Source organism: Pseudomonas sp. WAC2 (genome assembly GCF_030403525.1).
GTDB classification, from domain to species: Bacteria; Pseudomonadota; Gammaproteobacteria; order Pseudomonadales; family Pseudomonadaceae; genus Chryseomonas; species Chryseomonas luteola.
Genome location: NZ_JAUEPD010000001.1, coordinates 81,153 through 97,236, shown reverse-complemented (window position 1 = coordinate 97,236; position 16,084 = coordinate 81,153). Strand labels below are relative to the sequence as shown.

Annotated in this window: 17 protein-coding genes and 1 tRNA gene; 8 read left to right on the top strand and 10 right to left on the bottom strand. The window is 57.1% G+C overall.

All coding sequences use genetic code 11. From position 1 onward, the window contains the following. Positions 1–120: 120 nt before the first annotated feature. Positions 121–2,346, top strand: coding sequence for an ATP-binding protein (locus QWJ10_RS00500; RefSeq protein WP_289923484.1), 2,226 nt, complete (start codon positions 121–123; stop codon positions 2,344–2,346). A gap of 7 nt (positions 2,347–2,353) precedes the next feature. Here the strand turns inward: QWJ10_RS00500 and QWJ10_RS00495 are convergent, their stop codons facing one another. The 7 genes from QWJ10_RS00495 to QWJ10_RS00465 form a co-directional block, all read right to left on the bottom strand. Next, positions 2,354–2,524 (bottom strand): hypothetical protein, encoded by a 171-nt coding sequence (locus QWJ10_RS00495; protein ID WP_289923482.1) that lies wholly within the window; start codon positions 2,522–2,524, stop codon positions 2,354–2,356. Positions 2,525–2,600: 76 nt separating this feature from the next. Continuing rightward, entirely contained in the window at positions 2,601–2,897 is a 297-nt protein-coding gene (locus tag QWJ10_RS00490) for a cyd operon YbgE family protein (RefSeq protein ID WP_010797544.1), read from the bottom strand. Further along, positions 2,894–3,004 (bottom strand): cytochrome bd-I oxidase subunit CydX, encoded by a 111-nt coding sequence (gene cydX, locus QWJ10_RS00485; protein ID WP_010797545.1) that lies wholly within the window; start codon positions 3,002–3,004, stop codon positions 2,894–2,896. Before cydX ends, QWJ10_RS00490 begins: the two co-directional genes overlap by 4 nt. A gap of 95 nt (positions 3,005–3,099) precedes the next feature. Beyond that, positions 3,100–4,242 (bottom strand): cytochrome d ubiquinol oxidase subunit II, encoded by a 1,143-nt coding sequence (gene cydB / locus QWJ10_RS00480; RefSeq protein ID WP_289923477.1) that lies wholly within the window; start codon positions 4,240–4,242, stop codon positions 3,100–3,102. A gap of 10 nt (positions 4,243–4,252) precedes the next feature. Beyond that, positions 4,253–5,860 (bottom strand): cytochrome ubiquinol oxidase subunit I, encoded by a 1,608-nt coding sequence (locus tag QWJ10_RS00475; RefSeq protein ID WP_289923475.1) that lies wholly within the window; start codon positions 5,858–5,860, stop codon positions 4,253–4,255. Then, a complete protein-coding gene (gene cydP / locus QWJ10_RS00470) occupies positions 5,857–6,060 on the bottom strand; it encodes a cytochrome oxidase putative small subunit CydP (RefSeq protein ID WP_010797548.1) in 204 nt (67 codons plus the stop codon). The genes QWJ10_RS00475 and cydP overlap by 4 nt, the downstream gene beginning before the upstream one ends. 117 nt (positions 6,061–6,177) lie before the next feature. Further along, positions 6,178–6,471: a metal-sensing transcriptional repressor gene (locus QWJ10_RS00465; RefSeq protein WP_289923472.1), complete on the bottom strand. Its 294-nt coding sequence runs from the start codon at positions 6,469–6,471 to the stop codon at positions 6,178–6,180. Between the two features lie 914 nt (positions 6,472–7,385). Here QWJ10_RS00465 and QWJ10_RS00460 point away from each other — a divergent pair. Further along, positions 7,386–8,672: a GGDEF domain-containing protein gene (locus QWJ10_RS00460; protein WP_289923470.1), complete on the top strand. Its 1,287-nt coding sequence runs from the start codon at positions 7,386–7,388 to the stop codon at positions 8,670–8,672. Here QWJ10_RS00460 and QWJ10_RS00455 read toward each other — a convergent pair. Beyond that, entirely contained in the window at positions 8,659–9,276 is a 618-nt protein-coding gene (locus tag QWJ10_RS00455) for a TetR/AcrR family transcriptional regulator (protein ID WP_289923468.1), read from the bottom strand. The genes QWJ10_RS00460 and QWJ10_RS00455 overlap by 14 nt on opposite strands. Before the next feature lie 242 nt (positions 9,277–9,518). On the opposite strand from QWJ10_RS00455, the gene QWJ10_RS00450 reads away from it, so the two are divergent. The 4 genes from QWJ10_RS00450 to QWJ10_RS00435 all read left to right on the top strand — a co-directional run bounded on the left by QWJ10_RS00450 (position 9,519) and on the right by QWJ10_RS00435 (position 13,376). After that, positions 9,519–11,744 (top strand): beta-glucosidase, encoded by a 2,226-nt coding sequence (locus QWJ10_RS00450; protein ID WP_289923466.1) that lies wholly within the window; start codon positions 9,519–9,521, stop codon positions 11,742–11,744. A gap of 127 nt (positions 11,745–11,871) precedes the next feature. Next, on the top strand, positions 11,872–12,372 hold the full coding sequence (locus QWJ10_RS00445) for a UPF0158 family protein (protein ID WP_289923464.1): 501 nt from the start codon (positions 11,872–11,874) through the stop codon (positions 12,370–12,372). A gap of 198 nt (positions 12,373–12,570) precedes the next feature. Next, on the top strand, positions 12,571–12,900 hold the full coding sequence (locus tag QWJ10_RS00440) for a hypothetical protein (protein WP_010797552.1): 330 nt from the start codon (positions 12,571–12,573) through the stop codon (positions 12,898–12,900). A gap of 86 nt (positions 12,901–12,986) precedes the next feature. After that, the gene (locus tag QWJ10_RS00435) at positions 12,987–13,376 is read left to right on the top strand and encodes a DUF1475 family protein (protein WP_289923461.1); all 390 of its coding nucleotides are present in this window, start codon (positions 12,987–12,989) and stop codon (positions 13,374–13,376) included. 10 nt (positions 13,377–13,386) lie between these two features. Here QWJ10_RS00435 and QWJ10_RS00430 read toward each other — a convergent pair. Next, positions 13,387–13,460 (bottom strand) — tRNA-Gly (locus tag QWJ10_RS00430). Positions 13,461–13,634: 174 nt separating this feature from the next. Here QWJ10_RS00430 and QWJ10_RS00425 point away from each other — a divergent pair. Further along, a complete protein-coding gene (locus tag QWJ10_RS00425) occupies positions 13,635–14,693 on the top strand; it encodes a M4 family metallopeptidase (RefSeq protein ID WP_289923459.1) in 1,059 nt (352 codons plus the stop codon). 10 nt (positions 14,694–14,703) lie between these two features. Further along, positions 14,704–15,027, top strand: coding sequence for a protealysin inhibitor emfourin (locus tag QWJ10_RS00420; protein ID WP_010797555.1), 324 nt, complete (start codon positions 14,704–14,706; stop codon positions 15,025–15,027). A gap of 13 nt (positions 15,028–15,040) precedes the next feature. Here QWJ10_RS00420 and QWJ10_RS00415 read toward each other — a convergent pair whose 3' ends face one another. Further along, positions 15,041–16,027, bottom strand: coding sequence for an aldo/keto reductase (locus QWJ10_RS00415; RefSeq protein ID WP_289923455.1), 987 nt, complete (start codon positions 16,025–16,027; stop codon positions 15,041–15,043). Positions 16,028–16,084: the final 57 nt, after the last annotated feature.

The following is a 16,084-nucleotide window of genomic DNA, read 5'->3' as shown; positions in this document are numbered from 1 at the left end:
GCGGCGGGCGGTGCATCCTGATACAGGAGGCGCTAGAAGGCCCTTGGCTAGTAATAGTCAAACTCCCTAAAGGGGCCTAGAATTTCAAGCATATTCACCTTTGAATAAGGTCGCAGCAGTATGTCGATCCGCGCCAAGCTTATTACGCTGGTAATAGCCATCTTGGCTCCGACACTGTTGGCTTCTACATTCGCCATCTACTACGTCTACCAGGATCAGCGAAGCAAGGTGGAAGAGAGCATGCGGGCCACAACCCGGGCGCTTTCGCTGGCCGTTGACCGTGACCTGCTCAGGCGTGATGCCATTATCTCGACTCTGGCCATTTCGCCTTCCCTTGAGCGCAACGACCTTGAGGCCTTCTACAAGCATGCGCGACGGATTACCCAGACCTGGGAAAACTCCATCATCCTGTTCGACCTGGACGGGCAACAGCTAATCAATACCCGTAGACCTTTTGGTGCAGACCTTCCCCATAGCATTAACGCTGAAATCAATGCCACTGACTTCAACAAGCCATTACTGGTGAGCGGACTGTATGTCGCGCCTGTGGGGAAAGAGTACAGCTTTGCGGTCCGGCGGCCTGTTTTTCGTGATGGGCAGGTCGCCTACTTTATTGCAATGGGCTCGTTTGCCTCGCAAATGGATACGGTGCTTAAAGAGCAGCAGCTGCCCCAGTCTTGGCTGGGTGTCATCATGGATTCCAGGGCTCAAGTCGTAACCAGAAGTAGCCGTCCGCAGGACTTTGTAGGAAGACAGGCTTCAGGCCCTTTGATGGATCGACTGATGGTCGATAGTGAAGGGTTTCTCGATTCGGTCTCGCTGGAAGGCATGCCCATGCGCTCCTTCTTCAGCAAGGCACCCTTGTCGGGGTGGTCAGTGGTTATTGGCCTCCCACGCGCGGAAATTCAGCGTACGGCTATTCATGCCTCGATTGCTGTCATCGTAGGATCACTGATTCTGTTGGGGTGCGCCATTCTTCTAGCCTTCTGGATGGGGCGCAGAATCGCACAGCCGCTTCGCCTGCTGGATCAGACGGCCCAGGCGCTGGGCCGGGGCGAGGCGATCAAGCCCATTACAACAGGCATGGTTGAAACGGACCGCACTGCCAGCGTACTGGCAAAGGCCAGCGAGGAAATACAGAGCGCCAACGCCAAGATGAACCAGCGGGTGGATGAGGCGGTTGCTCAGGCCGAGCGCTCGCAGAAGGCGTTGCTGCAAGGGCAGAAACTGGAATCTCTGGGGCGCCTCACCGGCGGTATTGCTCACGACTTCAATAACCTGCTGCAAACGCTAACCATGGGGTTGGCGCTGGCTGAGAAGTCAGCCACGACACCCCGCGCCCAAAAAGCGATCGAAGCCTGTAGCCGGTCTGTCGAGCGGGGCACCAAGTTGACTCGCCAGCTCATGGCGTTCAGTCGCAGCCGGGTTGATGAGGCTCGTACAGTGGACCTGCGTACGGTCCTGATGGGCATGAGCGATCTGCTGGACGGCGCCTTGCCCAGCCGTATAAGGCTCACGCTGGAAATACCTGACCAGTCCTGGTCGGTATTCCTCGATCCGCTTCAATGTGAGTTGGCCGTCTTGAACATGGTATTCAACTCCCGCGATGCCATGCCTGATGGCGGCGAAATCACCGTCTCGCTGGTGCGCAAGGTAATCCGGACCGGTGAAGTAGAGGGGCTGGCAGGGGGAGAATACGTGGCGTTGTGCGTGAAGGATAATGGCCATGGCATGAGTGAAGATGTGCAGGCCAGGGCCATAGAGCCGTTCTTCACGACCAAAGAGGTGGGGCAAGGCACCGGGCTTGGGCTTGCCCAGGTCTATGGGTTTGCCAGGCAAGCGCGGGGGACTGTGCTGATCGAAAGCGCTGTAGGCGTAGGCACGACCCTTACAATCATGCTGCCTCTGGGGGAAGCCGTATTGATCGAGCACCAGGAGGCCGCTTCCGACAGCGCGTTGCCTGCTGCGTCTGCCCGGGTGTTGCTGGTGGATGATGACGAGCAGGTGAGGGAAGTGGTCGGACCGATGCTGGAGGAATTAGGGTTTGAAGTAACCACAGCCGCCAATGCCGACGAGGCCTTGCAGCGGTACGAGACGATGCTGTCCGGCTCGCCCAGCGTACGACCCAACATCATCTTTTCCGACATCATTATGCCTGGCCGTCTGGACGGCGTCGGACTGGCGTTGGCGCTACGCGAGCGCGATCCAGGTTTGCCGATTGTATTGGCCACCGGTTATACCGAGCACGCGGTAAAGGATTATGGCTTCAAGGTCCTTTCCAAACCCTACGATTTGAAGACCCTGGCGCAAACCCTGAGAGATGAACTCGACCGCTCTGCCGCCTAAATAGGCATTAAGCATTACCCGTCCAGGACGGATGTTGGGTATCGCTGGGCTGTACCCAACCTGCAGAGCAGAGCGTAATGGAGAAGGCCGAGTAGGATGAGGTTGAGCAACGCGATACCCAGCTGGAGCGCAAGAACCGCATCAGTAAGGTATCCAGCAGAGCGGTTGGAGATTGCATCACGGCATCCAACCGACTCGCTTATGACCACCTGACCACAGGATGCCAGCCATCAATCAGGCTGGCATCTCATACGTCAACCCATTCGGGCCTGTATCAGCAGGGCGTAGCCCAGCGCCATCAGCGTCCAGGCTAACAACGGGCCAAAGGCCCACTTCCAGACTTTCGCTCGAGGGTCGAACCCTACGCCGTGCACAAAGCCGCCCGCCACGCCCCACATCACCAGCATAAGCATGCTATGGCTGTAATGGCCTTCGGCATTCAGAAACGCAGTGGGATAGATGAGCAGCAACAGGCACAGCGGCGAGGCGAGGAGCAGGGAGAGTACCCTGAACCCTCCTCGCAGCAGCACCGGGCGGGCGTGGGTGATCACGGCTGGATCTCCTCGTCGAGATTTTCAGTCGCTTCGAGCCACAATGCATTCATGATGCCGAAGCCGCACGCCAGAGCGATACCGAGAACCCAGGTGAAATACCACATGATGATGACTCCTGAAGATATTTAGGGCCTGTCCGACCGATCCCTGGGACTGTTCTGAGCCTCCTTAGGGTCGGCCGAATGAGCAGACGAATGAATCAATAAAGGCCGTGGGGGTTGTCGTTGATATGCGCGGTAGTCACCTTGCCCCACATCTTCACGTAACCCCACAGGGTATAGGTCAGGATGATCGGGACGAAGATGCAGGCTGCTACCAGCATGATCCCTAGGGTCTTGTGACTGGAGACGGCATCCCACATGGTCAGGCTCGCCGCGGGATCAAAGCTCGACGGCATGATGAAGGGGAATAGTGCAAAACCTGCGGTGCACAACGTACCCACAATGGCCAGGCTGGAGCCGAGGAAGGCTACCCAACTGCGGCCGGAAGTCGAGGAGAGCAGGGCCATCAGTCCACCCACGATACCGATGACCGGGGCCAGCTTGGTCATTGGATATTGAGCGTAATTGGTCATCCAGCCGACGTTGGTCTGGGCGACTTCCTTGGCTAGCGGATTCAGTGCGGCGTTGGCGTCAAAGCTGGAAAGCAGGGCGAAACCGTTGATGCCACCCATCCACAGCCAGACACCCGCCCCGATAAAGGTAGCAAGGAACGCCAGCGCCAGAATCTGCGAGGCGCGGCGGGCGCGTTGGCTGATGGCACCTTCGGTGCGCATCATCAGCCAGGTACCGCCATGCAGGGCCAGCATGGTAAAGCTGACGATACCGGCCAGCAGGCCGAAGGAGTTCAGCAGTTGCCAGAAGCTACCGTGATAAGAGGCACGCAACGTGTTATCCAGTTCAAGCGGTACGCCTTGCAGAAGGTTGCCAAAGGCCACACCAAACACGACCGAGGGCACGACTGCACCGGCGAACAGCCCCCAATCCCAGGCCTGACGCCATTGGGTATTTTCCAGCTTGCTGCGGTAGTCGAATCCCACCGGGCGTACAAAAAGTGCAAACAGCACTACCAGCATGGCCCAATAGAAACCTGAAAACGCGGCGGCATAAACCATCGGCCAGGCGGCGAACATCGCACCGCCTGCTGTGATCAGCCACACCTGGTTACCGTCCCAGTGAGGCGCAATGGTATTGATCACCACGCGCCGCTCGTTGTCGGTACGGCCAACGATGGGCATCAGAATCGCCGCACCCAGGTCAAAGCCATCGGTCAGGGCAAAGCCGATGAGTAATACCCCCACCAGTACCCACCAGATCAGTTTAAGACTCTCGTAATCAAACATAAGGGTGTTCTCAGGCAATGATGGTTGGAGTCGCAGCCGCTTCCGGCGCCTGCGGCAGTTCGGTCTTTGCGCCTTTCTCAAAGTGGTAGCGACCGGTGTGCAGGCTGGACGGACCGAGGCGAGCGAAGCGGATCATCAGGTACATTTCGATCACCAGCAGGCCGCTGTAGAAGACGATCAAGGCGATCAGCGAGCCCCAGACATCACCTGTAGAGACGCTGGAAGCCGATAGGTGAGTAGGGAGCAGTTCGCCAATGGACCAGGGCTGACGACCGTTCTCGGCGACAAACCATCCCGTCTGGCCGGCAATCCAGGGCAGCGGCAGGCTGAACAGGGCAAACTTGAGCAGCCAGGTCTTGGTGGCCTCGTTGCGGCGTGCCACGGCGTAGAAGGCGCAGGCGAACAGGATCAGCATCAGGAAACCCGAGGCGACCATGATGCGGAAGCTCCAGAAGATGCCAGATACGTGCGGGATGGTGCTCTTGGCCGCTTCCTTGATCTGGGCATCGGTAGCCGATACCACATCAGGGGTGTATTTCTTCAGCAGCAGGCCATAGCCCAGGTCTTTTTTCACATCGTTGAAGGCAGTGATGTTTTCAGGGGTCTTCTCACCGCCACGCAGTTTTTCCAGCAGACTATAGGCCACCATCCCGTTACGGATGCGGTCTTCGTGCTGGTCGATGAGCTCATGAATGCCGGTCACCTGCTTGTCCAGCGAGCGGGTGGCGATAATGCCCATGACATAGGGAATCTTCACCGCATAGTCGGTGCGCATGGTTTCCTGATTCGGGAAGCCGAACAGGGTGAAGGAGGCCGGAGCTTCTTCGGTATGCCATTCGGCTTCGATGGCGGCCAGCTTGGCTTTCTGCACGTCACCCACTTCGTAGCCGGACTCGTCACCCAGCACGATTACAGACAGCACCGAGGCCAAGCCGAAGGCAGAGGCGATTGCAAAGGAGCGGCGGGCAAAGCCTACGTCACGCTTCTTCAGCAGGTAGTAACTGGAGATGGCCAGCACGAATACCGAGCCGGTCACATAGCCTGCCGCCACGGTATGCACGAACTTGACCTGCGCGACCGGGTTCAGCAGCAGGGCGCCAAAGTCGGTCAGCTCCATGCGCATGGTCTCGAAATTGAACTCGGCGCCCACCGGGTTCTGCATCCAGCCGTTGGCGATCAGAATCCATAAGGCCGAGAGGTTGGAGCCCAGGGCCACCAGCCAGGTTACCGCCAGGTGCTGCTTCCTGGACAGCCGCTCCCAACCAAAGAAGAACAGGCCGATAAAGGTCGATTCGAGGAAGAATGCCATAAGGCCTTCGATCGCCAGCGGTGCACCGAAAATATCGCCCACATAGTGTGAGTAGTACGCCCAGTTGGTGCCGAACTGAAATTCCATCGTCAGGCCGGTAGTGACCCCCAGAGCGAAATTGATCCCGAAGAGCTTGCCCCAGAACTTGGTCATGTCCTTGTAGACCTGCTGGCCGGTCATGACGTAAACCGTTTCCATGATGGCCAGCAGGAAGGCCATGCCCAGCGTCAGGGGAATGAAGATAAAGTGATACATCGCCGTCATGGCAAACTGCAGACGCGACAGGTCGACGACTTGTTCCGAGATCATCTCGGTGTCTCCTCAATTTTAAGCGAAGCGGGAGTGGCACCCAAAAGGCGTTGGCTCATTTCCACGGTGCCGTCCTTGGGAACGGTGGGCGCGTCGAACCAGAGGGCCTTGATGCCCATGAGCAGGGTCAGCTTGATCAGGAGAATCACGGCGATCTCCTTGGCCAAGCGGTGTTTAAGAAAGCTGAAGGGCGAGTTCATAGTCGATACTCCGTGGAGTATCGGCATTAGAGACGATGGCAGGGTGCTATCTATTGATCTGGCGCAATGAAATCAGAGTAGAAGCATCCCTCAAGGGATGGCAGTTTGCCGCAGGGGTCAGGTGTAGCGGATGAAAACCTCGCGAACCTTGGCCGGCGCCTCGGCACTGTCCTGATCGGGATCGCTCATGGCTTCTTCAATCAATGCTGTCAGCATCAGGCGATACGCTTTTTCTAACGCACTGCGTGAGGCAGAAAACTGCTGGGCCACCGACTCGAAGCGCTCTCCGCGTCGGATCATGGCCTGAAGGCCCCGAATCTGGCCTTCGATACGGGCCAGCCGCTTGAGCATCACCTGCTGCGCTGTGGGGTGGTCGAGTAGATCATCATTCGCGGAAAGATTCGATTTCATGAAGCGCTCAGTAAACATAACGAGGCCACGCTCTTTGAAAGCTGTTATGCCATAGGGCGAGGCGGAAAAACGTAATCAAAATCATGGCTACTGCTTAAAGACACGTCTTATCCATTAATAAAGGAGGCGCCAAAGCGGCTGATAAGCAGCAGGGCTTCCAAGTTACCTCCAGATGGAAGGGAGCAGGTTACGAGTCTAGGCCCATCAGAGCTGACGCTACAGTGGCTAGAGCCTCGCAAGGGTATGTCCGATGTAGCCTAGCAGGTGATGCCGGTAGCCCTTGCCTAGGCAGCGGACTAATTCGCTCTCGATTGACTTGAATCAATCGAGGTGACGGGCTGTGCTCTTCATGAAGCGGAGAGGCGTGTTTATTGCGGTCTACGGGGTATCCGTACCAAGGCGGCTTGAATGACATCAATCGGGTCGCGGCACATGAGCACAGCGGTTTACTCAAGGCAGAAGAGACTCGCTGCGCTGCACGCTTTGCAACACAGGGCCACTAACCTTTCCGTGTTTATCCTTCTGTCGAATCAGGCCGCTGGTAGACCTCTGAGTGCTGCCGATTTGATATTGAAGGCAACAGTTCATGAACGGCATTGATTGAATTTTTTAGTAAATTTTCATTATAAATCAATCGATTAACGTGTTTTCTTAATGGGGATTCAATTTAACGCTAAGGTTCTCAGCGAGACGGCCGTTACAGTAAAGACGATTACAGATTATTGGCGTCAAGGTGTATGCTCCGCACGCATGCTTGATATCGAATGGCCATCGCTCCGCGTGATGAAGCAGCTGTTGGCTGTGCAAGGTGCAGACAGGATCGTGCAGGTCAGGCTGCCAGGGTAGGCCAGTAACCATTCATTATCCGATTTGTTTCATCGCGTGGCGGTGAACGTAGTTATCAGGATTTTCTTGTGCGGAACCGCTTCTCTCAAAGCCCGATTCATTTTGCGCCGCCCTTGTTTCTGGCAATGGTGGCGTGGCTGCTTAGCCTGTATTGGCCGGGCACGGCTTTCATGGCATCGCTGTTCAGTGTACTCCCAACGCTTCTGGTGTTGTTGGGAGGAGCCTTTTGTGTGGTCTATCAGCGGCAGAGCCAACTGTTTTCTCTGGTCACGCTTTACATTGCACATTTTTCATTGTCGCTTCAGGTCAGCCATTATCAGCAGACCCATACGCTCAACCCTGAAACGCCCTTGGTCTTTCACCTTGCCACCGTCATGACTCCACTGCTGATTGGCATCTATTGCGTCTGGCAGGTCAAGGCGCATCTGCTGCAGGACAGCATTGCCCGGCTGACGCTACTGATTGTGGCAACAGTCGTCCCGCTGGCGCTGGGCCGTGTCTATCCCGAGGCGATGCTGCACGCGGTCGATACCATCTATTGGCCCATGCTGCACGGCGACTGGATGAAGCTGGCGCAGCTGGCCTACTTCACTTTTATCGTGGGGTTGGGGCTTGTCATCACGCGATATGTTCTTTTGCCAAGGCCGCAGACGGCGGCGCCTATTGTGGCTATTGGTTGTCTGATGTGGATGTGGTCCAAGGTCTTTATCGAGCCCCAGATCCTGGATGTAATGATCAGCTTTGTTCAGCTCATCATCATCGGCTCGGTCATCCATGAAACCTTCTACATGGCCTTCCGTGACGAGTTGACCGGTATTCCGGGGCGCCGCGCGCTCAATGAGCGCTTGAGTCGCCTGGGTAACCAGTACGTCATTGCCATGGCCGACGTGGATCACTTCAAGAAATTCAACGACACCCACGGCCATGACGTCGGCGATCAGGTACTCAAGCTGGTCGCCAGCAAGATGCGCAAGGTCGGCGGTGGCGGCAGTGCGTATCGGTATGGCGGCGAGGAGTTTACGCTGCTTTTTCCAGGCAAGACGCTGGAAGAATGCCTGCCGCATCTGGAAGCTGTACGGCGTAGCATCGAAGAGTACCCTTTGCGTATCCGGGACAAGCAGAGCCGCCCCCAGGATGACGAGCGGGGCAGGGAGCAACGTGGCTCCGGTGAGGCCAAGATTGTCTTTATCACAGTCAGCATGGGCGTCGCAGAGCGGGGCGTGGCAGCGCGCACCCCTGAAGAAGTCATCAAATGTGCGGATCAGGCACTGTATAAAGCCAAGGGCGCTGGCCGTAACAATGTCATGCCTTATGGGCAAGGCGTCCAGCCTGCTTCACGGGTCAGGCGGGCCTGACCTTGGCGCCGTGCAGGAAGAACTGCACAGCATGGTCGACAAGCCGGTCCAGCTCCTCTGAGGTAGGTGAGGGGGCCGCACCCAGGGCGGCGCGGCGCTGCGGGCCTGGAATCACCATGCCGAACAGCATGATCGACGCCTCCCTGGCATCCGGTACGTGCAGGCGTCCCGCCTGGCATTGCTGTTCGATCCACTCTGCCAATAGCTCGACCGCCTTGTAGGCACCACGCTCTTCGTAGAGACGCGCCATTTCGGGAAAGGCTTTCGCCTCCGCTAATACCAATCGAAAAAGGCCCACTGGAATCTCACCGAGCGATACATCGGCAATCGCACGCACATAGCGCCGCAGTCCTTCGGCCAGATCATCACCCGGCGTGCCGATGTAGGCTATCGCCTGACCCATATAGGCATCGATTACCGCCTCGAACAGCTCACTCTTGGAACGGACCACGGCATAGACCGTCCGCTTGGACATACCCGCCTGCTCGGCAATGGTATCCATGCTGGCGCGATACCCCTGTTCCAGCCATACCCGCAGGGCCGCTTCGATAAGGCGATCCAGGTGGCGGCGGGCTGGTTCGGTCAAGGCTTCACGTTCCGTCATTGATCCTTCCTAGAAAATTAATAAACATAACTGGAAACTAATCAGTTTCCGTTCCACTCTTTAAGCATGCTGGAGATTGGCTTCAGGCAACTAGTCCAAATCGTTTCGCGATATGGCCGTTTGAAACTGCCTGTTCAACCCGACCGGTTTCTCGCATAAAGATGACGATCCAGTCCGTACGTCATCTCCCGAACGGCTTCAAGGCTACTACTTGAACAGGTCAGATCCTAAGGACACTCATAATGCCAACAAAAGTTGGACTCAGTGGTTTCTCTCTCTCGGTACTCAGTGCAGCGCTGCTGACGGCAGGTCATTCCTGGGCTGTCGAGGTGGCAAGCCGACACGACTCACCGGACCGCCGTGCAGAGGCAGTTGTAAGTGCAATGACGCTGGACGAAAAAATTGCGCTCGTGCATACCCCGTTCGGCTATCCGATTGGCGATAGCCCCAAGCCGGAAGGTGCCATCGGTTCTGCGGCCTATGCTCCGGGTGTGCCACGTCTAGGTATTCCCGCCCTGCAGGAAAGTGATGCCAGCCTCGGTGTGACCAATCCCTACGACATCCGCCCCGGCGACAACGCGACCGCGCTGCCGTCCAGCATGATGTTGGCCGCTACCTTCGATCCCAAGCTGGCCCGCAAGGGCGGTGAGATGGTAGGCACCGAGGCCCATGCCAAGGGGATCAATGTGATGCTGGCCGGTGGGGTGAACCTGACCCGCGAGCCACGTAATGGTCGCAATTTCGAATACCTGGGTGAAGATCCGCTGTTGGCCGGACAGATGGCTGGCAATTCCATTGCCGGTATCCAGAGCAAGCATGTGGTTTCGACGATCAAGCATTATGCCTTGAATGCTCAGGAAACCGGGCGCGTGATGGTCAGTTCGGACATCAACAAGGGTGCTGCTCGTGAGTCCGACCTGCTGGCCTTTGAGCTCGCTATCGAAAAAGGCCGTCCTGGTTCAGTGATGACAGGGTACAACCGCATCAATGGCGAGTACGCCTCGCAAAACACCTATTTGATCAATCAGGTTCTAAAAGGTGACTGGAAATACAAAGGTTGGGTGATGTCCGATTGGGGCGCGACACATTCGACTGAAAAGGCTGCTCTAGCCGGGTTGGATCAGCAATCCGGGGAAAACCTCGACCCTGAAGTTTTCTTTGGCGAGCCGCTGAAACAGGCCGTGCAGGAAGGGCGGGTCCCCCAAGAGCGCTTGGACGACATGGTCAAGCGCATCCTGCGTAGTCTGTTTGCTGTAGGTGCCATCGACCACCCAGCCAAAGCAACCAGTATCGATTACGACGCCCATGCCCAGATCGCCAGGACTGTCGCAGAGCAAGGGATCGTGCTGCTGAAAAACGCCAATAGCCAGTTGCCGCTGTCCAGCAAGGCCAGACGCATCGTGGTGATCGGCAGCCATGCGGATGTCGGAGTACTCTCGGGTGGCGGCTCCAGTCAGGTAACGCCGCTGGGCAGCGTAAAGGTGCCCTCGCCATATCCAGACAACGCCTTTATAGCCAATATGGTTTACCACCCATCCTCGCCGCTCAAGGCCATCCAGGCGGAGGCACCTAACACGCAGGTGGTATTCGATAGCGGGGAAGACCCTCAGCAGGCAGCCAAACTGGCCCAGGGCGCCGATGCCGTCATCGTCTTTGCGCAGCAATGGACTACCGAGTCCCTGGATGTGAAGAGCCTGAGCCTGCCTGACAACCAGGACGCGCTTATTGAAGCGGTTGCCAAGGCCAATCCTAAGACCACTGTCGTACTGGAAACGGGCGGTCCGGTCAAAATGCCGTGGCTGGACAAGGTGCCGGCAGTGGTCGAGGCTTGGTACTCAGGTTCCAGAGGCGGCGAGGCGATTGCCAGCGTGCTGTTCGGCCGTGTGAATCCCTCCGGCCGTTTGCCGATCACCTTCCCACAGGATGAGACTCAGCTGCCGCGCCCCATTATGCGTGACCCGGCGACCACGACGTCTAATCCAGGGGAAGAACGCAAGGGGCTGTTTTCTGAGAACTACAATATCGAAGGCGCCGATGTGGGCTACAAGTGGTACGAGCGTGAAGGCAAGAAGCCGCTGTTCCCGTTCGGCTATGGCTTGTCTTATACGACTTTCAGCTACAGCAACCTGAGTGCCGAGCTGCGTGGCTCCAAGCTCGTACTCGGCATGGATGTTACCAACCGCGGCCAGCTCAAGGGCATCGATACGCCGCAGTTCTATATCGGCAATGCGTCCAGTCAAAATGGCTTTACCAGCCGTCTGGTGGGTTGGGACCGGGTCGAGCTCAAGCCTGGCAAGACTAAACGTGTCACCGTAACGGTCGATCCTCGTCTTGTGGCGCGCTTTGATGAGAAGGTTAATGCCTGGCATATTCGGAGCGGTAACTACCGCGTCAGCGCAGGCGCCAACGCCCTGGAGCGCCCACTCAAGGCACAGGTGCGCCTTACCGAGAAATACCTCGCGCCGTAACCGTGAAAAGCCGCAGCTACCGCTGCGGCTTTTCGCTTCCGCGGTATCTGCTTGTCCTATGTTGGGCACCCTCGGGCCATCCCTGGGTCATACCTGTATCGATAAGCCACAGTAAGTCAGTGCAGCCATGCGACCGATCACGATAAACCTCGAAGCGCTCAAATCAGTCCTCACCAGTGAGGCCCGACACGACCACGTACTCGATCTGGAAACCGGCAAGCTCCTGAATCTGACCGAGGATGACTTTGAAGCCGAAGAACTGCACGCCATCGAAACCCAGAAAGACCGCTACGTGCCCATCGAACCACTGGGCATCGCCGAGCGCGTAGCCATGCGCGAAGCCTTTATGTTCGATCTTCATGACCCCCATGCACATCCGGTGCTCTCCCGCGCCTTGACCGACCGCAAGCCGCTGCGCACCTTTGACTATGAACTCAAGAATTTCCCCAAGGCCCAGAAAGCCTGGGAAGCCTATGAGGCTACTCAGGTCAGCCAATATGCCCTTATCTGGCTGCACGACCACGATCTGGAGCCCGTTTCAGAAGACTACGCTTCCCAGCCTGATGTTAAAGAAGGCGTGCCCGAAGGCATTCTGCGCCGCATGAACAAGAGCAACGTTCAAGAGTAGAGCGCTACCTGATAGCAACAGGTGCCTGAATAGATGACTCAGGCGCCTGACTGGATACCTCTGATTCCCTCTACTGGCCCGCCCGTTCTGCACAAATAAATTTGATGAAGCTATCTAGCCAACCGAACTGTCATATGGGATAGATAGGATGGACAAAACATAACAAGAAAGTCATCTGTATAACGGGGGATGGAGACCATGCGTGGTTTAGTAGTAGTAAGTCTGATCACGTTACTGACAACCGGCTGCGTCATGAGCGGGCGCAACATTGACGAGCAACAGGTAGGGCAGATCGTCGAGGGCCAGACGACCCGCTCGCAGCTCATCGCCATGTTTGGCGAGCCTCAATCCAAAATCCGCAAGTCAGGCTATGAGATGCTGTACTGGTCCTATTTCAATTCAGGCTTTCTCGCTGCCTCTGAACAATCCAAGGGCCTACGCGTCCTGATCGATGAAGACGGTACGGTCAAGAAATACCAGGCAATCAACTCGAATACCAAGTCCGCACTGGCACAAAGCGATATCTAAGCGCATTCATACCGGTTGCCTGTGCGTTGCTCAGTGGCAGCGTACGGGCAAACTCATGTCTTCTGCCTACAATCCTTACAGCGGGTATGTATTTTTTGAGGGGTGATATGCGGAAGGTAACGGCGCTAACGCTGCTGCTTGGGGTGGGATGGCTGGTGCTGGTCGCCATTACGCTTCGCGGCACTGTCGAGATGGGCTTAGTGACGGGCCTGTACACCTTTGTAGGCGACTTTGCTCATCCGTGGCGAGCGCAGTTCCACTCAGACCTGAGCCTGAACGTTTTCCTGATTGCCCTCTGGCTTCTCTATCGAGCCCGCTCCTGGCAGGTTGGTCTGCTATGGGGCTTGCTGGCACTCATGGCGGGCGCCTTGTTTACGCTGCCTTACGTAGTGATAGCAATGATTCGGGCGAAGGGGGATTGGCGAGTGCTGCTACTGGGAAGGCAAGCCAGGATGTCAGCCCCGCTTGAATCATGAGGAAGCGAATTGGAGCGGGCGAAGGGAATCGAACCCTCGTCATGAGCTTGGGAAGCTCAGGTAATGCCATTATACGACGCCCGCTTCGGGAGGCGTCCTTTGTACCAGAAGCCGAGCCTTGGGTGAAGCCTCTTGATAAGGTTTTTGTGCGAGGGAGTCTAGGGCGGGTTTTGCGGTCTAACCCTGTGCCACGTAGAGTGGCGTGAGAGGGGTAGTGTTGTGCTGCTCCAACGCTGGCTGCTTAGGGAGGGCGTTCGTATGCCTCGCTTGGGTTCTGTTCAAGGTTTTATCCCCCCGTATATCCTCAGCCGTATCGTTGATCATGGCGATGAACGCCAGCGCTCCTGCGCGTTGGGTACGCTGAGTCATGTACGTACGCTTTTGCATAATCCAGGCCCGCCTGGTGTGCGTCAGGCACCGGTAAGTGAGCTGGAGCGTACCGATGATGAGCGTGCACAGCGCAGTATCTATGATGCAAAAAATGGTAACCAGTTGCCTGGTGTGCTGGTTCGCAAGGAAGGCCAGCCTGCCGTAAGCGACATTGCTGTGGATGAGGCTTATGACCATCTCGGCGCCACCTTCGATTTCTTCTATCAGGTGCTGGGCCGCAACTCCATCGATAACCGGGGCCTGCCGCTCTCGGGCACGGTGCATTACGGTCAGGACTATCAGAACGCCTTCTGGAATGGCGAGCAGATGGTATTCGGCGATGGGGACGGCGAGATCTTCAACCGCTTTACCATTTCGCTGGATGTCGTTGCCCATGAGCTTACCCACGGGGTCACGGAAAGTGAGGCGGGGCTGGTGTATTACAACCAGTCTGGCGCGCTTAATGAGTCCGTGTCCGATGTCTTTGGGGTCTTGGTTAAGCAATACAGCCTGAAGCAGCGAGCCGAGGAGGCCAACTGGCTGATCGGGGAAGGGCTGTTGACCGAGAAGATCAATGGTCGTGGTCTGCGCTCGATGGCTGAGCCGGGTACGGCGTATGATGATCCGATGCTGGGCAAGGACCCGCAGCCTGGCCATATGCGAGACTTCATTGAAACGCGGGATGATAATGGCGGTGTGCACCTCAACTCGGGCATTCCAAATCGGGCATTCTATCTGGCGGCAACCGGGATCGGCGGATACGCATGGGAGACAGCGGGCCGCGTCTGGTACGACACCCTATGCGACAGCCGCTTGACCAACGATGCTGATTTTGCGGCCTTCGCTCGACTCACCGTTTCGAATGCCGGTCGCCGCTTCGGCGCAGAAGCGCACGAGACCCAGGCGATCAACAAGGCCTGGGAAGACGTTGGGGTAGAGCTGACCTGAGGAGGTCATTATGAAAGAGCTACCGAAACTGGGACCGGATGCCTTGTTAAGGCTTTCTCGACAAGGCGGCTTTGCAGCGATCCATGCGCTGGCGCGCCCACGGGAGATCGATTTTTCCAGTTGTAATGAGGATGAGCGCGGACGAATCTGTTCCGTGCTCGAGCGTTCGCTGCCAGCCTCGGCGGAAAGCGTAGGGCGTGGCGATCAGCGGTATTACAAGATCGAGTTGCGCTTCAAGGACAAGCCCGACGAGATCACAATTACCGTTCCGGAAGACCGTGCACCCAACGAGCTGGTAAGGCTGTGGGATAAGGGCGACGCCAAGGTGCCCTGATCCCACTTCACGCCTAGTGTCTGGCCGTCTCGCCTGGCACCGGCGCATCAGGGGGCAGGACGCCCTGCTCCCGTAGTGTTGTCCAGAGTTCCTGCGGGATCGGTACCTGCATCAGTTCAACGTTTTCCCTGACCCGCTCAGGCTTGCTGGTGCCTGGGATCGTGGCGGCTACAGTAGGGTGTGCCACGCAGAATTGCAGGGCTGCAGCGCGCACGTCGACGTCGAACTGTTCGCAGACCCATTTGAGGTGCTTGGCTTTTTCCTTAATGGAGGAATCAGCCTCGGCATAGTTGTAGTTCTCGCCGCCCGCCAAAATACCCGAGTTGTACGGACCTCCTACAACAATACCTACGCCGCGCTCCAGGCATTGCGGGAACAAGGTGTCCAGCGCCTCGCGATGGTCCAGAAGTGAGTATCGACCCGCCAGCAGAAAGGCATCCGGGTCAGCCTGTTCCAGGGCAAGACGGCAGGGCTCGACCATGTTCACACCCAGCCCCCAGCCTTTGATGAGGCCTTCTTCGCGCATCCGGGTCAGTGCAACCGCTGCGCCTTTCATGGCCTGGTCAAAATATTCTCGCCATGTAGGGCCGAACTGGTCTTCAGATACATCATGGATCCAGACGATATCAATCCGGTCGGTTTTGAGGCGTTCGAGGCTGTCTTCAATGGAGCGACGGGCACCGTCTGCGCTGTAGTCCAGAATGCGGCGGTAGGGGCGTTCGTTGACGAATGGGGCTGCATTCTCGGGCTGGTCGGCCTTTTGCAGCAGACGGCCAACCTTGGTGCAGAGGGTGTATTCATCCCGGGGTTTTTGACTGAGCACCTCGGCAAAGCGAATTTCCGACAGGCCGGCACCATAATGGGGTGACGTATCGTACAGGCGAATACCGGCCTCCCAGGCCGCCTCAAGCGTGGCGGAGGCTTGTTCCTCGGTCAGCTCATGAAACATGTTGCCCAGCGGGGCGCCGCCAAAACCGAGGCGGGGAACGTGAATGCGCATACGGCTCTCCTGGCTGATGAATGATCCTTATGCCGACCGGAGTGCGCGACGAATGTT